The organism is Pseudomonas sp. PDM01, assembly GCF_014852325.1.
Taxonomy (GTDB): domain Bacteria; phylum Pseudomonadota; class Gammaproteobacteria; order Pseudomonadales; family Pseudomonadaceae; genus Aquipseudomonas; species Aquipseudomonas migulae.
On sequence record NZ_JACVBK010000001.1, the window covers coordinates 234067 to 251089 of the forward strand.

The 17023-nt window shown below is 56.7% G+C and carries 17 protein-coding genes and 1 tRNA gene; 7 read left to right on the forward strand and 11 right to left on the reverse strand.

Features of this window, described 5'->3' with window-relative positions:
• Positions 1 to 26 precede the first annotated feature (26 nt).
• From IB246_RS01070 to IB246_RS01080, 3 genes are read left to right on the forward strand one after another with little or no spacing between them, the layout of a single operon-like run.
• Positions 27 to 1409 (forward strand): MFS transporter, encoded by a 1383-nt coding sequence (locus IB246_RS01070; RefSeq protein WP_032832480.1) that lies wholly within the window; start codon positions 27 to 29, stop codon positions 1407 to 1409.
• On the forward strand, positions 1406 to 2146 hold the full coding sequence (locus tag IB246_RS01075) for an SDR family oxidoreductase (protein ID WP_008039069.1): 741 nt from the start codon (positions 1406 to 1408) through the stop codon (positions 2144 to 2146). The genes IB246_RS01070 and IB246_RS01075 overlap by 4 nt, the downstream gene beginning before the upstream one ends.
• A gap of 38 nt (positions 2147 to 2184) precedes the next feature.
• Positions 2185 to 3033 (forward strand): ureidoglycolate lyase, encoded by an 849-nt coding sequence (locus IB246_RS01080; RefSeq protein ID WP_008024786.1) that lies wholly within the window; start codon positions 2185 to 2187, stop codon positions 3031 to 3033.
• 89 nt (positions 3034 to 3122) lie between these two features.
• Here the strand turns inward: IB246_RS01080 and IB246_RS01085 are convergent, their stop codons facing one another.
• The 7 genes from IB246_RS01085 to IB246_RS01115 are packed head-to-tail and all read right to left on the reverse strand — an operon-like array spanning position 3123 to position 9414.
• Complete coding sequence (locus IB246_RS01085; protein ID WP_008039068.1) at positions 3123 to 4490, reverse strand: sensor histidine kinase; 1368 nt, start codon at positions 4488 to 4490, stop codon at positions 3123 to 3125.
• Complete coding sequence (locus IB246_RS01090; RefSeq protein WP_008028051.1) at positions 4487 to 5149, reverse strand: response regulator; 663 nt, start codon at positions 5147 to 5149, stop codon at positions 4487 to 4489. Before IB246_RS01090 ends, IB246_RS01085 begins: the two co-directional genes overlap by 4 nt.
• Before the next feature lie 11 nt (positions 5150 to 5160).
• Entirely contained in the window at positions 5161 to 5805 is a 645-nt protein-coding gene (locus IB246_RS01095; RefSeq protein ID WP_008039067.1) for a tetratricopeptide repeat protein, read from the reverse strand.
• Complete coding sequence (locus IB246_RS01100) at positions 5802 to 6608, reverse strand: SDR family oxidoreductase (RefSeq protein ID WP_008039066.1); 807 nt, start codon at positions 6606 to 6608, stop codon at positions 5802 to 5804. The genes IB246_RS01095 and IB246_RS01100 overlap by 4 nt, the downstream gene beginning before the upstream one ends.
• A complete protein-coding gene (locus IB246_RS01105) occupies positions 6595 to 7269 on the reverse strand; it encodes a TenA family transcriptional regulator (RefSeq protein WP_008039065.1) in 675 nt (224 codons plus the stop codon). The genes IB246_RS01100 and IB246_RS01105 overlap by 14 nt, the downstream gene beginning before the upstream one ends.
• Entirely contained in the window at positions 7266 to 8747 is a 1482-nt protein-coding gene (locus tag IB246_RS01110) for an AMP-binding protein (protein WP_008039064.1), read from the reverse strand. The genes IB246_RS01105 and IB246_RS01110 overlap by 4 nt, the downstream gene beginning before the upstream one ends.
• Positions 8737 to 9414: a thermostable hemolysin gene (locus IB246_RS01115; protein WP_008039063.1), complete on the reverse strand. Its 678-nt coding sequence runs from the start codon at positions 9412 to 9414 to the stop codon at positions 8737 to 8739. The genes IB246_RS01110 and IB246_RS01115 overlap by 11 nt, the downstream gene beginning before the upstream one ends.
• Positions 9415 to 9615: 201 nt before the next feature.
• On the opposite strand from IB246_RS01115, the gene IB246_RS01120 reads away from it, so the two are divergent.
• On the forward strand, positions 9616 to 10167 hold the full coding sequence (locus tag IB246_RS01120; protein ID WP_008039062.1) for a cytochrome b: 552 nt from the start codon (positions 9616 to 9618) through the stop codon (positions 10165 to 10167).
• Positions 10168 to 10319: 152 nt separating this feature from the next.
• On the opposite strand, the gene IB246_RS28975 is transcribed toward IB246_RS01120, so the two are convergent.
• Positions 10320 to 10439, reverse strand: coding sequence for a fimbrial protein (locus tag IB246_RS28975; RefSeq protein WP_412548143.1), 120 nt, complete (start codon positions 10437 to 10439; stop codon positions 10320 to 10322).
• Positions 10440 to 11250: 811 nt separating this feature from the next.
• Between IB246_RS28975 and IB246_RS01125 the strand changes: the two genes are divergently transcribed.
• Entirely contained in the window at positions 11251 to 11532 is a 282-nt protein-coding gene (locus tag IB246_RS01125; RefSeq protein ID WP_032832479.1) for an excalibur calcium-binding domain-containing protein, read from the forward strand.
• A 1024-nt stretch (positions 11533 to 12556) separates the two neighbouring features.
• Positions 12557 to 12943, forward strand: coding sequence for a hypothetical protein (locus IB246_RS01130; RefSeq protein ID WP_008039061.1), 387 nt, complete (start codon positions 12557 to 12559; stop codon positions 12941 to 12943).
• A 203-nt stretch (positions 12944 to 13146) separates the two neighbouring features.
• Here IB246_RS01130 and IB246_RS01135 read toward each other — a convergent pair whose 3' ends face one another.
• Both IB246_RS01135 and IB246_RS01140 read right to left on the reverse strand, forming a co-directional pair.
• Positions 13147 to 13572, reverse strand: coding sequence for a hypothetical protein (locus IB246_RS01135; RefSeq protein ID WP_050562981.1), 426 nt, complete (start codon positions 13570 to 13572; stop codon positions 13147 to 13149).
• 226 nt (positions 13573 to 13798) lie between these two features.
• Positions 13799 to 14593: an HNH endonuclease signature motif containing protein gene (locus IB246_RS01140; protein ID WP_157222771.1), complete on the reverse strand. Its 795-nt coding sequence runs from the start codon at positions 14591 to 14593 to the stop codon at positions 13799 to 13801.
• Positions 14594 to 15747: 1154 nt separating this feature from the next.
• Here IB246_RS01140 and IB246_RS01145 point away from each other — a divergent pair.
• Positions 15748 to 16485 (forward strand): GGDEF domain-containing protein, encoded by a 738-nt coding sequence (locus IB246_RS01145; protein WP_008039058.1) that lies wholly within the window; start codon positions 15748 to 15750, stop codon positions 16483 to 16485.
• A 368-nt stretch (positions 16486 to 16853) separates the two neighbouring features.
• Here the strand turns inward: IB246_RS01145 and IB246_RS01150 are convergent.
• Positions 16854 to 16941: transfer RNA gene (locus IB246_RS01150), tRNA-Ser, on the reverse strand.
• Positions 16942 to 17023 lie beyond the last annotated feature (82 nt).

Here is a 17023-nt window from a genome sequence, read left to right on the forward strand (position 1 = left end):
ATGTCCACATGCCCAGGGGTTACCTCATGCAAACGATATCCGAGCAATTGCCCGCGCAGGCGCAGGCCAGCGCCCTCGAATTTGAAGACCGGACCTACCGCAAGGTGATCTGGCGAATTCTTCCTGTCCTGCTCCTGTGTTACATGGCGGCTTACCTGGACCGGGTCAATATCGGCTTTGCCAAACTCGACATGCTCAACGAGCTGCAGTTCAGCAACACCGTCTATGCCTTGGGCGCCAGTATGTTCTTCTGGGGCTACTTCCTGTTTGAAGTGCCAAGCAACCTGTTGCTGCATCGCTACGGCGCGCGCTTCTGGATCGCCCGGATCATGTTGACCTGGGCCGTAATCTCCATGGCCGTGGCGTTCACCGTGCCGCTGGCGGGTTTCTTCCACATCGAATCGAGCACGATGTTCTACGTGCTGCGCTTCTTGTTGGGCATCTGTGAAGCCGGCTTTTTCCCGGGTGTGATTCTGTACCTCAACTACTGGTTTCCGACCCATCGGCAAAGCCGGGTGATGTCCGGGTTCCTGATGGCATTGCCGGTCAGCCTGACCCTGGGCGGGATCCTTTCCGGTTGGTTGATGAGCAGCATGCAAGGCGTGCAGGGCATGTCCGGATGGCAATGGATGCTGATCATCGAAGGCATTCCCTCGATCATCATGGCGTTCGTCGTCATCGTCTGCCTGGCCAACAACATCGACTCCGCCAAATGGCTGTCCGCTGCGGAGAAAGCCTTGCTCAAGGCCAATCTGCAAACCGATAACCAGGGCAAGGCTTCGCGCCTGAGCGAGGTGTTTTTCAATCCACGGGTGTGGTTGCTGGTCCTGATCCTGCTGACCTTCAACACCGGCTTCTACGGCCTGGCGTTCTGGATGCCTTCGATCATCAAGAGCACGGGCATCACCAACAGCTTGCACATTGGCCTCCTGACCGCCATTCCCTATTCGATTGCCACGGTTGCGATGCTGCTCAACGCACGGCACTCCAACCGGACCGGTGAGCGTCGTATGCACGCGGCGATTCCGGCCTTCATCGGTGGTTTGGGGTTGATCCTGAGCGCGTATTTCGCCGACAACCTGGTGTTGTCCGTGTTGTTCCTCAGCGTATCTGCCTCGGGGATCCTCAGCCTGATGCCGATTTACTGGACCCTGCCGGGAACCGTGCTTTCCGGCGTCGCCGCTGCGGCGGGTATCGGCATGATCAACGCCTTCGGCAACCTCTCCGGTTTCACCGGCTCGATGATCACCGCCGTCGCTGAAAACCTGACCGGCAATATCAACAACGGCACCTACGTACTGGCGCTGTGCTTGTTCGTCAGCGGCGGGTTGATCCTTGCCATTCCCGCGTCGATGCTCGGCAGAACCCCAAAAACAGCCCCCCTCACCGCGAAGCTGGAGGCTGCATGAACCTGCAGAACAAACGGGTGCTGATCACGGCGGCGGGGCAGGGTATCGGCATGGCCAGCGCCATTGCCTTTGCCCGGGCCGGTGCCGAAGTGTTTGCCACGGACCTCGATATCAGCAGGCTGGAAGGGCTTGAAGGCATAACGGCGATTACCCTGGACGTGACCTCGGCCACCGCCATCAGCGAAATCAGTGAGCGCATCGGCGCACTGGACGTGCTGTTCAACTGCGCAGGCTACGTGCACAGTGGCAACATTCTCGAATGCGATGAAGCGGACTGGGCGCGGTCGATGGACATCAACGTCACCGCCATGTACCGCATGATCCGCGCGTTCCTGCCGGGCATGCTGGAACGCGGAGGTGGATCAGTCATCAACATGTCATCGGTGGTTTCCAGCATCAAAGGCGTGCCCAACCGTTTTGCCTATGCTGCCAGCAAAGCGGCGGTGGTAGGGCTGACCAAGGCGGTTGCCGCCGACTTCATCAGTCAGGGCATTCGCTGCAACGCCATTTGCCCCGGCACCGTGGAATCGCCGTCGCTGCGTCAGCGCATTGCCGCACAGGCTGCGCAACAAGGCGTCGACGAAGCACGGGTCTACCAGCAATTTCTTGACCGCCAACCCATGGGTCGCATCGGCAGTGCCGACGAGATCGCCCAGTTGGCTTTGTACCTGGGCAGCGATGCGTCCGCCTACACCACAGGCGGTGTGCATGTCATCGATGGCGGCATGAGCATCTGAAACCCGCTTCGCACTTTCGGTTTGAGCAGGAGAACTAAATGAAACTGTTGCGTTATGGCGAAAAAGGTTCGGAAAAACCGGGCCTGCTGGATGCCGATAATCAGATCCGCGACCTCTCGGCGCATGTACCGGATATCGCCGGACTGGCCCTGAGCCCGGAAAGCCTGGCGACGCTTGCCGCCATCGATCCGTCCAGCCTGCCCATCGTTGCGGGTAAGCCACGGATAGGCGCCTGCGTCGGCCAGGTCGGTAAATTCGTCTGCATTGGTCTGAACTACGCCGACCATGCGGCCGAGTCGAACATGGAAGTGCCGAAAGAGCCGATCATCTTCAACAAATGGACGAGTGCCATCTGCGGCCCGAACGACAACATCGAGATCCCGCGCGGTTCAAAGAAGACCGATTGGGAAGTCGAACTCGGCGTGGTCATCGGCAAAGGCGGGCGCAACATCGATGAAGCCAACGCCATGGAGCATGTCGCCGGCTACTGCGTGATCAACGATGTCTCTGAGCGCGAATGGCAACTGGAGCGGGGCGGTACCTGGGACAAGGGCAAAGGCTTCGATACCTTCGGTCCGCTCGGCCCGTGGCTGGTAACCCGCGATGAAATCACCGATCCGCATGCGCTGGACCTGTGGCTCGATGTCGACGGACACCGCTACCAGCAAGGGAATACGCGGACGCTGATCTTCAACGTGCCACAACTGATTGCATACCTGAGTCGTTGCATGAGCCTGCAACCTGGCGATGTGATTTCGACGGGCACGCCTCCGGGCGTTGGGCTGGGCATCAAGCCACAGCCGGTTTTCCTGCGTCCGGGGCAGACCATACGCCTGGGCATCGCAGGGTTGGGCGAACAGCAGCAAGTCACCGTGCAGGCGGATTGAGGCAAGCGTTCCCAAACACCAGAAACGACAAAGCCCCGAGCAATCGGGGCTTTGTCGTTTTTCTCGGGTCTTGTTAACTCAAACTCAACTTAGCGAGGACATATCACTAACGTCGCACGGGTCCCTGTTGGCGTTCGATTTTCCAGCTTGATTTCCCCTCCCGTACGATCTGCGATTGCCTTGACGATGGCCAGCCCCAGGCCTGCCCCTTGGCCATTGCCACGGCTGTAAAAGCGCTCAAGGAGCCGATTGCGTTCCGACTCTTCGATTCCGGGCCCTTCGTCCTCGACGGATAACTCATAGCGATCTTCTTTTCTTTCCAGACGCACGCTGATCAAACCGTGAGCCGGTGAAAAATTTGCCGCATTCGTCACTAGATTATTCAAGGCAATGTGGATGTCGGCCGAATCGATCCTGACCGGGCCGATGCCATCATCCGCATCGAAAACCAGTTCAAGTCCTTTGCTCAAAAGCCAGGGAGTCAACTGCACCAGGCTTTCTCGAACGGTGGCTGTGAGGTCAATGGGGGGAGGGATTTTGGCTGCCGTCTTCGGTTCGAGACGCGCCATGGTCAGCAATTGGTTGACCAGCCGGCTGGTACGATCGACGCCGGCGATCAGGTGTTCAAGTGATTCGCGTCGGTCATCTTCGGTGCCGGCCTCCAGCAGGTTTTGTGCGTGCACCCGCAAGACGGCCAAGGGCGTGCGCATTTCGTGGGCGGCGTCGGCAATGAAGCGCCGCTCACGTCCGAGCACGTCCTGAATTTGCGCAAGCATGCGGTTGAGTGCCGCCTGCATCGGTTCCAGTTCGCTGGGCAGCGGTGTCATTTGCAGCGGCTCCAGCGAGCCGCTATGGCGTGCGCGCAGGGTTGCGGCCATATCGGCTAACGGCTTCAGCCCCCAGCCGATGGCCAGCCAAACCATCGCCGCGAGGATCAGGCTGCCCAGCATGTTCGGCCACAGGGTGTGGCGGACGATGCGATCGACCAGATCCGCCCGCACATCGTCACGTTCACCGACCCAGATACGCAGGCCATTTTGTTTGTCTTCAAGGACAAAGGCGCGCCAGTGACGATTGTTCAAATCCACCACATCACTGAAACCGGGTGTGTTCGGTGGCGTGCCGAACGAGGGCGCACTGGCGGTGTGCACCAGCACTTCACCTTTGGGACTCCACACCTGAAAGGCGATTTTCCTTTCGTACGGATGACCATCGCCGCGAGGCACTGCCTCGCCCAGCGCCGTATTGAACGCCTGGTACAGATCCGCATGTTCCTGACTCGCCAACGGCATGCGCATCACGCCTTGCAACAGGCGGGCATTCTGCGCCAGTTGCGCATCGTAGACCTCGGCGATTTCGTGGTTGCTGTCGTGCACGTTAAACAGGCTGATCACCGCCAGCCCGGCGAGCATCAAGCCGATGATCAGCGTCAGCGTACGGCGACGGATCGACGTCATCGACGTTCCTCCACCAGATAGCCCACACCACGAACGGTGCGGATCAGGTCGGTGGAGAATTTTTTGCGCAGGTGATGGATGTGCACTTCCAGGGTGTTGCTTTCCGCTTCTTCATTCCAGCCGTACAGCAATTGCATCAAATGATCGCGGGTCATGACGCGACCCGGTGGCGAGAGCAATTCGTGCAACAACTGGTATTCCTTGGGTGTCAGCCCCACGGGCTGGCCAAGATAGCTGACCTGCTGCGTGCCGGGGTTGAGGCTGATGCCGGCGTGTTCGATCAGCATTTGAGCGCGTCCGGCGCTGCGCCGCAGCAGGGCGCGCAACCGGGCTTTGAGTTCGGCCAGGTCGAACGGTTTGATCAAATAGTCATCGGCGCCGGCATCCAGCCCGGCGATGCGGTCTTCGGTGGCATCGCGGGCGGTGAGTATCAGTACCGGCAAGTTGGAACCGCTGTCGCGCAGGCGTCGCAGCACTTCGAGACCGTCCATGCGCGGCAGGCCGAGATCAAGCACGGCCAGGTCGAAGGTTTCACTGAGCAGGGCATGCAGAGCGCTGCTGCCGTCCTTGATCCAGTCGACGGTGTAGCCTTCGCGCCCGAGGGCCTGGTGAATGCCTTCGCCGAGGGCGACGTCATCCTCGATCAGTAATAAACGCACGCGAACTCCTGTCAGTCGAGTTTTCTGTTTACGTCCACCAGCAACGTCTCGATCTCTTTGCGGCGCCCGGCATCGGCCGTTTCGCGGTTGGGGCGAGGGGCGGCGAGCAGCGCCTTTTGCAACGCTGCCTTGGCCTCAGAGTAGCGCTTTTGACGGTAAAGGTGATCGCCCCAAAAGTACAGGCTGTCGATGCCATTGGGGTTCATTTGCAAGGCAAGCTTGAGCAGTTGTTCGGCCTTGTCTGAATCACCAAAACCGATGGGCCAGCCCGGTACGCGGTCATACAGTGCGCCGAGGCTGGTGTAAGCCGAGCCTTGCAGGGCTTTGGGGGCCAGAGTCAGGGATTTTTCCAGGTCAGCCTTGGCGTCTTTGGCTTTGCCCAATGCCCCGAGCCCGCCTTGGGCGCCGGCCCAGCTGCTGGTGACAATGCCTTTCCAGATCCACGCTTCGGCCACGGCCGGGCGTTCCTGGCTGAAGGCGGAGGCTTGCGCGGCCAGTTGTTCGAAGGCTTGCTCGCGTTGTTTTTCCGGCATTTCGTATTGAATGTGCGCCCAACTCTGCTGGAGGGCAGAGAGGCGTTGCTGGTCGGCGCTGTCGAGGGCCCAGGCGATCTGGCTGAAGGCGCCTATCAAAAGGCAGGCAAAGATTTTTTTCATGGTTTTTGCTCGTTCTCGGGTTTGTGGCTCAGACGGCGGATCAGTGGCAATTGCTTGCGCAGGCCTCGATCCACCAGGTTGGGCAACAGGCTGTTGAGACGCACGAAAAAACGTTCCGGCCAGCCCAGGTAAAGGTCGCGGTGGTCGCCGGCGATTGCGTGGAGGACGGCCGAGGCCACGGTTTTCGGGTCGTCGACATTGGCCTTGAGGGCATCGTTCAGGGCTTGGGCCGCCGCGCTGTTCATCGATGTGCGGGTGGCGCGGGGTGCCACATACAGAACACTGACCCGGGTATCCGCCAGTTCCCGGCGCAGGGCTTCGGAAAAACCGCGCAGGGCGAACTTGGTGGCGCAGTAACTGGCATAACCGGGGTAGCCGATCGAACCGTAGGTCGAGCCGACATTCACCACCATGGCACTGTCGGCTTGCTTGAGCTGCGGCAACAGCAGCTTGGTCATGCAAATCGGTGCACTGACGTTGACCGCCAACATGGCGTTGATGTCGCTGTCATCGAGCTGTTCCAGCATGGCGAAATGATTGACGCCGGCGGCATTGATCAACAGGTTGATGCCGCCGATGGCCTCAACGGCGGCCAGTACCTTGTGCCGGTCAAAGGGCAACGTCAGGTCGGCGGCCACCCAGTGCAGATTCTGCGGATAGCGCGCGAGCAGCGGCAGCAGTGACTCCTGGTGACGAGCCACGGCCAGGACCCGGGCACCGGCGGCGCACAGTGCGCTGGCGATCTCCATGCCGATACCGCCACTCGCGCCGGTCAGGACCACACGGGCCTCATGCAGCTGCATGTTGGACTTCCAGGCGGCCCGGCAAACCGCGGAACATGTCGGCGTAAAGCCGGTACACCACTTTCGAGGCATGGATCACGGCGGCCTGGTCGGCGCTGTCGTCGAGTTGATTCATGAGCCGGCGATAGGTCTGCATGTGCTCGATGTCCAGCGAACCGTGGGAGCTCAAATAACTGAAGGCGCTTTCCGGCAAGGCCAAGTGCTGACGGATGCTGCCCGCCGCGTGAGTCGCCAGGGCGATGCTGGTGCCTTCCAGCACATTGACCATGCCGAACAGCCCCACCGGGTTGCCCCGGGCAATCAGGTCATAGAGAAAACCGACCATCAGTTCGATCGGCAGCGAGGGCTGGCCGTTACGCACCGCTTCGCGATCACCGCCACAGGCGGCTATGTCGTCGAGCACCCATTGTTCGTGGCCGTATTCATCCTCGATGTATTCACATACCGCCTTGCGCAGCCATTCCAGGCGTGTGGGCAGGCGCGCGCCGCACGCCATCATCAGCGGCACGGTATGGCGCACGTGGTAGTACGCCTGAGCGAGAAACGCCCGATAGCTTTCAAGACTGACCTGGCCTTGCAGCGCATCAAGGATGATCGGCAGGTTGAACAGTTCGTGGCGCTCTTGTTGAGTGGCTTCTTGCAGGGTGTCGAAAAACGTCATGATGCGGGCTCCTCGGAATGGGGAAATTCAGTCAGTTGTGCGCGGTACAACGCGACGATGGCGTCCCGGCGCGGGCGGCCATTGGCGGTCAGCAGGCCATTGGCGGCAGTGAAGGGTTCATTCAGGCGTGTCCAGTGATGCACCTGGGCATAATCGGGTAACGCGTCGTTGGCTTCGTCGACGGCAGCAGCCAGTTGTTCGTCCGTGCAGTCCGGGCGGTTGGGCCACAACAATGCGTGATTTCGCGGCAGAGCCTCGCCATACACAAAAGCCTGGGCGATGTGTCGGCGTTGGGTGAGTTCCGCTTCGACCCATTCCGGGTTGACGTTGCGCCCGTAGCTGGTGATGAACTGATGCTTTTTGCGACCGTTGAGGAAGAGGAAACCCTGCGCGTCGAACTCCCCGAGATCGCCGCTGTGCCACCACTCGCCGGTGTAGGCCGGCTCACCCAGGTAACCGAGCAAGAGCGAGCCCTTGATCAGGACCTCACCGTCTTCGGCCAGTTTCACTTCGACGTGGGGCAGGGGCCGGCCGACGCTACCTGCACGGTATGCTGCGGGGCGATTCAGGCAGACGACCGAAGCGCATTCGGACAGGCCGTAACCTTCATAGACCGGCAGGCCGACGTGCCGGGCGCGTTGCAATAAGTCCTTAGAGACCCGCGCGCCACCGACGGCGGCAAAGTGCAGTGTTTGCGGATTGAACGCGTTCTGTTCGGTTGCGCTGACGAGCATCAGCAGCAGTTGCGGCACCAGAATCAGGCTCTCGGGCGAACGACTGGCCAGGCAACCGAGCAGGCGCGGTACATCGACGCCGCTGGCGCCCCGGATGCCCAGGGTTTTCTGGCTAGGCAGGCTCAGGGTGGCACCGGCGTAGAGCGCGGCGTAGCAGCCCAGGTTTTCCAGCAGGATCGCCAGCGGCAACAGCGCCAGGTGATGCTGTGGTTCAGTGGGTTTGCTGGCCTGATCCAGTTCCCGCGCTACCCGCAACAAGCTGTCGGCGCTCAGGCACACGCCTTTGGGAGTCCCGGTGGTGCCGGAGGTGAAGGTCAGTTTGGCCGTGCCGGGGTGCATCGGGTTGGGGCCAGCGAACGGGCGTCGCCAGAACTCGGCGCTTTTCTCATAGCCGGCAACGAGCAGTTCGGCTTCGAATTCCGGTTCGGCAATCACTCGTTCTGCCTGGCTCTGTTCCAGGCAGTGGGCACGCTGTGCGGGGCTGAAGAAGGGGGGCAAGGTCACGCAAGTAAGGCCTTCGAACAGCGCGGCCAAGTCCCAGAGTATGGCCTCGACGCCGTTGTCCAGAGACAGGGCGATGACGCTTGCCTGTTCATCGCGCAGACGCTGCTGGCGGTACTTCACTTCAGCGTACAGCGTGGCGTAATCGATTTTCAGGGTGTCGCCCCACAGGGCAATGACGTTGCTCTTGCGCTCGGCATGGCTGCGCAAGGCCTGCTCGAATCGTTGGCATTCAGGCGACATGGCAGGCTCCGTCAAGGGACGATGGCAAGCCCAGCCGGCTGAACAGACCGATGTTGCGCAGATGAATGAAGCCGGCGCGGATGTTGCCGACGTGAACCCAGGGTTTGCTTTCGTAGTAGCTGCCCCAACTGTGCCGATCGTCGCCCAGTCGCTGCGGGTCGGCGGCGCAGAGGGTCACTGGTTTCAGGCCCAGTCGGTGAAAGCTGTTGACCAGGCCCATGTTGCCGGTGAAGGCCACCCATTCCAGCCCGCCCATGGCCAGCAGATAGGTAATGGCAATGATGCTCATCCGCGCATTGCCGGTGTCGGTGGCGGCCAGATTGCCGACCTCGACAATGCCGGCAGGGTCCACCGGGCGCTCCACCACGGCGCTGATCAATGTCTGGATCGGTTTGTCCAGATAACGCTCCAGAAACAACGGCTCGTCACGACCCAGGCGTACCCCGGCGACCGCGCACAGTTCGCCGTCGGTGCTGCTTATGCCGAACAACTGCGGCATGAAATGACGAATGTCTGCACCGTGAACCTTGCGAAAGCGTTGCTGGATAAAGTTCTCGAATACCGGCCTCTGGTCATCGCCCGGCAAGGCGCGGGACAGGACGATCTGTGGCGTTTCTGCCTGGCCGAAGTGCAGCGGCAATGCAATGTTCCAGTCGAAATCGGGCATGGGCGGAACGCCTCCCTCTATAAGTTTGAGGGGAGTATCCGAGGCATTTCTTAATGAAGTCTGAAGGTGGAAAAAGGTTCGTTGAGCGCTGGTCTTCAGATTGTCTTAAGTTTTGACCGACAGGCTGCGTGCCGCCGGTTCAAAGCAACCGCTCAGAGGCTGTCGCACGGCAGTCGTCCCAAAATTTGATGAGGCGTGTTTATGACCCGCGAGATAGTCACAGATCGTTATGCAAAGCTGTCGATCACCCTGCACTGGCTGATGTTGGCGCTGTTCGTCGGCGTGTATGCGTGCATTGAGATCAAAGGGCTGCTGCCACGCGGCAGCAACGCGCGAGCTCTGTTCCTGGGGTTGCATGGGCTGTTCGGGATAAGCATTTTCGCTCTGGTCTGGGTTCGCCTGCTCGGGCGTCTGACGCCGCGTCCGCCGATCACGCCAACGCCGCCGGCCTGGCAGACCGGCCTGTCACACCTGATGCACCTGGCGCTGTATGGCTTGATGATTGTGACGCCACTGATGGCCTGGTTGATGCTGGCTGCGGGAGGTAAGCCCTTGCCGTATTTCGACGTCTATCTGTCGGCACCGGTGTCGGTGGATCCGGATCTGGCCAAGCGATTCAAGTACTGGCACGAATGGCTTGGCACCAGCGGCTATTGGCTGATCGGCCTGCATGCGCTCGCTGGCCTGTTCCATCACTATTGGGTCGGTGATAACACCCTTGCCCGGATGTTGTCTGGACGAAGCAGGTCATGAATTCAGTGCGCTCTAGATCCTGACGGCGGTTGCTCACGATGTTCAGGGGCATGGCGAGGGTCGCCTAATACTGCTCTGAATATGGAATAGGCCGTCTCGACTCACGGTGTTGTGTTTTACACCAACCTGAGACGGCTCAACGGCTACTAACTTCACTCATAGGAAAGTGTGATTGTTACTCCGGCATTCACCTTGCCGGGCGTAATAGTATCCCCGGTTCGAACATACTGCGCGGTGAGTGTTTTGGTCAGGCTTCCTTCGGGTGCAGACATAGTCCCCAATAGCCCTGAACTCCTTGGAGGATCCCCATTTTCTATCGATTTGGATTGCGGGGCCGGCGCATCAAACGTAAACGTGAAATATACCCTCAGCGATATTTCATCCCCTACAAATACCTCATCGACGCTAGGATTGGCGAACGTACCGGACTCCGCGTCAAGTTTTGCTATTCAAGTTCTGGGAAACTGTTTGTCCGTAAGTTTCGGTCCTGATTCATCAGCAATAGGCACTATTAACCAAGGAAATTTTGGCAAATTCCCCAGCGCCGGTGGTCGTCTAGGTAAATAGTTTGTTGTTCGCTATCTCAGGACTTCCACCCTCTTTGTTACAGGCAAAGTAAAAGCAGGAATATCAATGACAATGACTTACCAATAAACGCTCGGTCCCCGATTTCACGACCGGCCCATTGTGGTGGCAGCGAGGTTGGCGTACGGCGATGACATCGGCAAGGCTTGAATGCCTGGATGACTACCTTTGGCCGGTGCGTTATCGCGTCTTCGCCCTGAAGGTTTGCCAGTGGTCTTGTTTTTTGACGGTGAGAATTGCGATCGGTAGAGCTGTCGGTGGGAGATTTTGGAGGCGCGCGACGGTAAACCCGCTCGGTGATGTCTCCTTTGGTGTTGAAGGTGCGGTGGCAGCTTGACGCTCTGTTTTTCCAGCAGGCGCCGTTGATTCCTATCCGTGTTCATGGCGATAGTTATCCTCGACCGGCGTTAACCGGCAGGCTGTATGTAAATTTGTGGGTTACGCTGGAAAGCAGGCAACGTGAGAACGCAAACGGTCTCTCATCATGGATGGATCAAGATGAAACTGATTTTGGTTGTGCTTGTTGTTGGTCTGTTGGCTTGGAAGCTTTCCCCTGAATTACAGTCCTGGGCTGAGGCTCGGCTATCGACGCCCCAAATCATCTCTACGGTCGTGACTGCGCCGAAGCCTGTTTCGGTTCCAGTCAAATGCGATGGGCGCAAATACTGCTCGCAGATGACCTCGTGCGCAGAGGCCAAAAGCTTTCTGCAAAATTGTCCAGGAATGAAAATGGATGGCGACAATGACGGAGTCCCCTGTGAGATGCAGTGGTGCCGGTGACATTCGCCGTTCAGCAGCAGGCTGGTAGGTGGAAGAGGGCTTAGGCTGTTGCTTTGGATGCCAGCTCGCACTTGGCGGACAGGTTAAGCAGGTTTGAGTCGTCGGCTTGAAGCCTTCCGCGTTCGGGCAGTGAGCAAGGTCATGCCCATGCGGGTATTCCTCGAACGGACCATGGAAAGGCCAATTCTTCTTCCAGTCCGCCCAGGTGGTGTAAGCATCCATCCTGTCACCCCAATAATCGGTTCCACCTCCCACGCTCGGGCAATGCCTGACGTTCGACTTCTGGTCGTACGCCAGTTCGGAGTGCTCATCGTCACGCTAGGCCTTTCGATACAGCGCTGGGTGCAATTGAACGAGCCGTTTGTTCAACTTCTTTTCGATACGAGCCTTCATCGCCGCGGCCCCTTGTAGCAGTACACGTAGGCGAACCAGGCGAGGGCGATCATGGGTTGGGGGGGGCAGCCAGCAGGGCCAAGCCAGGTTCTTCACCTTCACACTTGCGGCTAGCAGGGAAGATTTTTTCTATGGCGCGGAAGCAACGGTAAGTACGTATTTGATGGACTACCTCGACACTTTCACTATGCATTTGCGTGGAATGTTTTTTCGACATTTCAAAGGCGTCCCAGCTCTGTTTTGTCTATTTGACGGAACGACCAACTGCCTTCCTTGGCACGTACCACTGGATCTTGAAAACCCCGGAAAAATGCACGAGTTCCTAGCGACCAACAACGAGACTGTTCAAGGGGGTAGCGCCCCGGCACAGGTGATTGAATGCTTGCGTGCAGTGCTGCAGCCACCTTTCGAAGATTGGGGGACGTTTGCTGTTGAAAGCGGAGACGTCTCTAGCCTGAAGTTCACGTACGATGAGCGCTGTAAGACTGCGATCTTGGACGATCGTTAAAACGGCACGGATAGGCAATTATCGCGTTTTAGATGTGAAGACTCGACGAAAAATGCTCTCGGACTGATCCCTCTGTAAATCGAGGCATTCAGTAATAATCTTTTACTCATCATAGGACGAGACATGGATACCGAAAGCAATGGCATAGACGGTTATGATCTTTTTGACCGTCCGACGCTTGTAGATGGACGTAACCACAAAAACCATTGGCTTAATCGAGCAAACGACCTTTATGCGTCAGCAGGTGCAATCTGGTTCGCAATGCGCAGTGGTAACAACGAAACGATCACTCATGAACTGAACTTAGGTCAAGATTTCAGTATGTCCGTAGCTTGCAAGCCTGTTTACCACATGATTTGTGGACTCTCATTGGAAGTCGTCATGAAGGCTGTAATTGTCAGTCGCGGAGGCACCGTGCCAGAGAAACACTTTCTCAATGATTTAGCTGATTTGATAGGCATCAAACGGAACGAAAACGAGAGAAAAATGCTACGTTTCTACGAGGCATAAATTCTTTGGGCTGGCCGGTATCCTATACCGAAAAAATCTGATGACCAGAAGCTAAAAGGCTATTGGAAGCTTGCAGGTAAAATCCTGACAAAACCTGAGCCCGTAGAGGGTTCTGCTTTGAGTTTCTATGTTTCTAGCGGTGCGACCAGTTGGGAAAAATTTACCGCACTCTATATCACCTATCGAAGTGAATTTAAGAAAAGTTAGCCTTTGCGCCGAACGCTTTCATCGAGGCCTCCTCGATAATTCCAATCAATGGGATCACACATGAATGGATACGGATAGATGAATCCTTGCCCATTTACGTCAACATACTCGATCAGTAGCCGACAGTTATCCGTGAATCCATACATTTTTCTTAGCGGAACACTACGCATTGGCTCAACAATTCCGGGAATTCTATCGACATTCGACGCGACGGTTACATAGGACTTTCCTGGCTCCAGAATTGCACCATCCAAACTGCTGTTTAGAAACCAGAGTGCTAACTGGCCCTGTTTTGTCGTGCCCTCTATTTTCATATTTTTAAGGGTGGCTGCGCGAGTTCCCGCGTTTGTGAGCGTGATATTTATTTTGGAATAATCGCCGTCTGTAATGGCAGCCAGCATGCTTGCTTTTTGGGGGTCCATGAGCCGTTTAACCGGATCAGCGGCAAAAATGGATACAACAGTCAAAATAAGACCACAAACAAGTAAAGGAGCCCTTAAAAGGCGTCGCCATCCCTGTACCGCCGAGCAATGACGGCATCTAATTGCGCCATTGTGGATGTCTTCCTTGCATTCACAGCACTGACTCATCTAAATCCCTTTCCACTGCCAATTTTCGGATGCAGACAATAACACCGGATTTGGAGCATTAGGTGGGCGGATACTGCGTCAAGGCCTCGGCGGCAGCAATACTTCTCAGGGCTTCTTCGTAAAGCCTTTGTCTGTTGACGCCGTAGTGAGCTTCTCGGTGATGGTTTGGGCACAAGGCGATCACGTTGGCGGGCGTGTCTGGTCCACCTTCGCATAGCGGGCTTGCGTGGTGCGTCTCGAGGTAAATTTCATCGTTAATTTTGCGAAAACCTGCAGCACCACACGATATTAGCTCGCAGCGACCTTTAGCTCGCTGAAGTACATGATTACGGACTTTCGCCAGTCTCTCGTAAACAAGCCCATTTCGTTCGTATTGGGTCGGTCTGTCTGTCCCTGTGAACTGATCCGCGACTAGAAATTTTTCTTGAGTAGGATGCTTCGAAGCTTCGTGGTTGATCAGAACATCATTTGACTGATGATGGTCCGTTGATACTGCCATTGGTGCAAGCTGAGGTCTCGGTCCCCGTCGGACAATATAGTGACCTGTTTCCAGTTCATAGGACTCGATGTGCCATACCTCGGCATCAAGTTCGCGGTAACGTGCATCCCACCGTTCGAAAAGGCCAAGAACCGCATTTGAATCCTGCCGGGCGACGATTACGCCTCGGATCAAAAGCTTTTCTTTTAACGCCTTCTGCACAATGCCCTCAAATTGTAGTGCACTCCCTGCCCAGCGCTTAGCCTGCTGACGCTGTTTCGGGGTATGCCTCCAGTCCTCAACTGCGCGTGCTAATTCCTGCGCTTCTAACCGAGAGTTACCCTCATAGAAAACGCCTATATGGTCAGCTTTCATCCGTTCCCACCACATACATAGAACGGCGACTTGTGCCTCTTGGACGAAGGCCCATCGGTAGCAATAGTTTGGGTTCGCGGCCGGTCTTTTGACGGGAACGCCTCCTTCTTTGACATGCCATGGTTGCACGTCAATTCCAGAACGTTTCACTACGTCGTAAACGCGATCACAAACCTGGGGTTTGGGGAGCGTGAGCATTTCAGCACCTGTCAACTGAATCGATCTATAGAGTAATTCACGGCTGGGTGACTGGGTTTGAATAATTTACGCTCTTGAGTGCGAAGCGGGATTCGGCGCTCCACCTCCAGCGGCTAAGCCGGTTTGTTTTCTGTGGGCATGGAGGAGCCTTGGCCGGTGTTCGGCTACAGTGAGTTGGTCATCGAAATGGAGATCGGACATGCAATGCTTAATTTGCCAAGCTGTTTCTAAAATTGTTCACACGACAGGATGCTGGTCCGAGGTCAAATGCTCGGCCGGATGTGGACACTTCAGGGTCTCAGCAAACCTTGTTGCGAAGATGAAGTTCAAGAACGAACTCTTTGACGTTGAACGAACAAGGCAATGGCTCGGGATGGCTCGGAACGAGGGGCCAGTGCCGTTGATATCGACCTACGATTACAACGTTTCCTTATTGCACCGCGTCACTAAAGAGCGATCTGGCAGCTCGGCGAGTCGTTCTAGGACTTCGATCGCTTCGGAATAGATTGACTTTTTACATCGGTCCGCCGCTCCGTGGGCATGGGCGTCCTTCGCCGGGTCATGCCCGGGCGGTGGAGTGTGGGTGCTGGGCGGTCAGGCGATGGCGGAAAGTGCGAGCAGATCGTCGCAGGCTCGAGCAATACCGGCGTGCAAGTCAACATTTCGGCCTTCAAGCATTCCAGCGATCTGGGCGTTCATGTCGAGCTCTGTCTCAGGAGTTTTTCGGCCTTTCCCGACACCTTTGTTGGACAGACCAAGGACTGATCGCGCTGAGGGCAGGCCAAGCTTATGCGCGGGAAGTATCAACAAGGAACTGAAAATCCTGCTTGCACGAACGCAATTGATTTTGTTCCGTTGATAAGACACTCACGTACGCGCTTACGTTGGACAGATTGCTGGCAAAATAGTAGCGTCGCTGATTTGGCCGCGCCATTGGCGGGTATTCAGGGGGGTATGTGAGCAATTTCGACCTTAGAGAGAGTATAGAAAGCCTTGCCGAGCGAGCAAAAGGGCATGACAGCTACCTAGCCGAAAAAGCCCTCGTAGCGCAGTTCAATCATCTACTGAGTGCAGCAAAGCTGAATTTCCCCGAGCGCATAGATCTCAACGCTTTGCCTGAAGTGTGGGAATACAGTGAGCACAAAATTTTGGCGAGATCCATCAGCCATTTGCTGGATGCCACAAAATTTCTTGCGCAACAAGGGTTGGTGCGGTATGGGAAATTCGAAATCCTCAGGGCCGAATCGCAGCTTGCGCAGGACTTCCAGGCATTGGCCAACTCTGGCAAGCCGGTAGGGCTTGTGTTCTTTGACATTGATCATTTCAAGGACCTGAATACCAAGTACACAGAAACGACCGTGGACCTCCAAGTGCTCAAACCTTTTATGAGATTCGTAAAGGATTTGGTCCAGGCGCGAGGGTATTCCTACAGTGTGGGCGGGGACGAGTTCATAGTACTGCTTGGCAATACTAGTGCATTGGAGACCGAAGCCTTCGCTAACAGGTTGCTTGATGAAGCTGCGGCCTGCCGATTTGATGTCGATGGCAGTGAGGTAAGTATTACGCTCTCCACGGGAACCTGCAGCTCTCACCCAGGCAACCTGTCTGTTGACGAAGTTCGGAAGAAAGCCAACGAGGCGGAAAACTCAGCCAAAAAGAAAGGGCGTAACCGCGTGGAAAGATCTGGCCAGTAATTCAAGACACGGGCCGGGTGAGTAAACCTAACAGCGCCCATAGGCTTACCTCACCTTGAGTCAAAAGCTGTCGATAGTCTTCACTCCGGCGCCATCATTACGGCCAGTGTCATCTTGATGAATTCCTCATTGCGGTCGATTGCGATCAAGGCGCCGCGCCCTCTATCGGCGACCTCGGCTGCCCGGCGCTGCTCGAAAGCTGTGTGCCACATAGGGACATGAAGCAGTTGACAGGACGGAGGAGGGTCAAAGCGGGAAAGTTTGAAACGGCTACCAAACAGTTTTCTAACGCCTCGAAAAATCGCCGCCGATTCTCAAACCCCAGAAACGACAAAGCCCTGAATAATCAGGGCTTTGTCGTATAAAGATGGCGGAGGCGATGGGATTCGAACTCATGGACCTGTTACAGTCGACGGTTTTCAAGACCGTTGCCTTAAACCACTCGGCCACACCTCCGTTTGCGTTGCGGGCGCCATAATACCTGAATGAAACACACTGTCAAACTCTGTGCATGGCTTGTTACAGAGCGTCTGTTATG

Coding starts and splice junctions, on each gene's coding strand:
- IB246_RS01070 (WP_032832480.1), top strand. CDS start 27: ATGCAAACGATATCCGAGCAATTGCCCGCGCAGGCGCAGGCCAGCGCC.
- IB246_RS01075 (WP_008039069.1), top strand. CDS start 1,406: ATGAACCTGCAGAACAAACGGGTGCTGATCACGGCGGCGGGGCAGGGT.
- IB246_RS01080 (WP_008024786.1), top strand. CDS start 2,185: ATGAAACTGTTGCGTTATGGCGAAAAAGGTTCGGAAAAACCGGGCCTG.
- IB246_RS01085 (WP_008039068.1), bottom strand. CDS start 4,490: ATGACGTCGATCCGTCGCCGTACGCTGACGCTGATCATCGGCTTGATG.
- IB246_RS01095 (WP_008039067.1), bottom strand. CDS start 5,805: ATGAAAAAAATCTTTGCCTGCCTTTTGATAGGCGCCTTCAGCCAGATC.
- IB246_RS01100 (WP_008039066.1), bottom strand. CDS start 6,608: ATGCAGCTGCATGAGGCCCGTGTGGTCCTGACCGGCGCGAGTGGCGGT.
- IB246_RS01105 (WP_008039065.1), bottom strand. CDS start 7,269: ATGACGTTTTTCGACACCCTGCAAGAAGCCACTCAACAAGAGCGCCAC.
- IB246_RS01110 (WP_008039064.1), bottom strand. CDS start 8,747: ATGTCGCCTGAATGCCAACGATTCGAGCAGGCCTTGCGCAGCCATGCC.
- IB246_RS01115 (WP_008039063.1), bottom strand. CDS start 9,414: ATGCCCGATTTCGACTGGAACATTGCATTGCCGCTGCACTTCGGCCAG.
- IB246_RS01120 (WP_008039062.1), top strand. CDS start 9,616: ATGACCCGCGAGATAGTCACAGATCGTTATGCAAAGCTGTCGATCACC.
- IB246_RS28975 (WP_412548143.1), bottom strand. CDS start 10,439: ATGTCTGCACCCGAAGGAAGCCTGACCAAAACACTCACCGCGCAGTAT.
- IB246_RS01125 (WP_032832479.1), top strand. CDS start 11,251: ATGAAACTGATTTTGGTTGTGCTTGTTGTTGGTCTGTTGGCTTGGAAG.
- IB246_RS01130 (WP_008039061.1), top strand. CDS start 12,557: ATGGATACCGAAAGCAATGGCATAGACGGTTATGATCTTTTTGACCGT.
- IB246_RS01135 (WP_050562981.1), bottom strand. CDS start 13,572: ATGGACCCCCAAAAAGCAAGCATGCTGGCTGCCATTACAGACGGCGAT.
- IB246_RS01140 (WP_157222771.1), bottom strand. CDS start 14,593: ATGAAAGCTGACCATATAGGCGTTTTCTATGAGGGTAACTCTCGGTTA.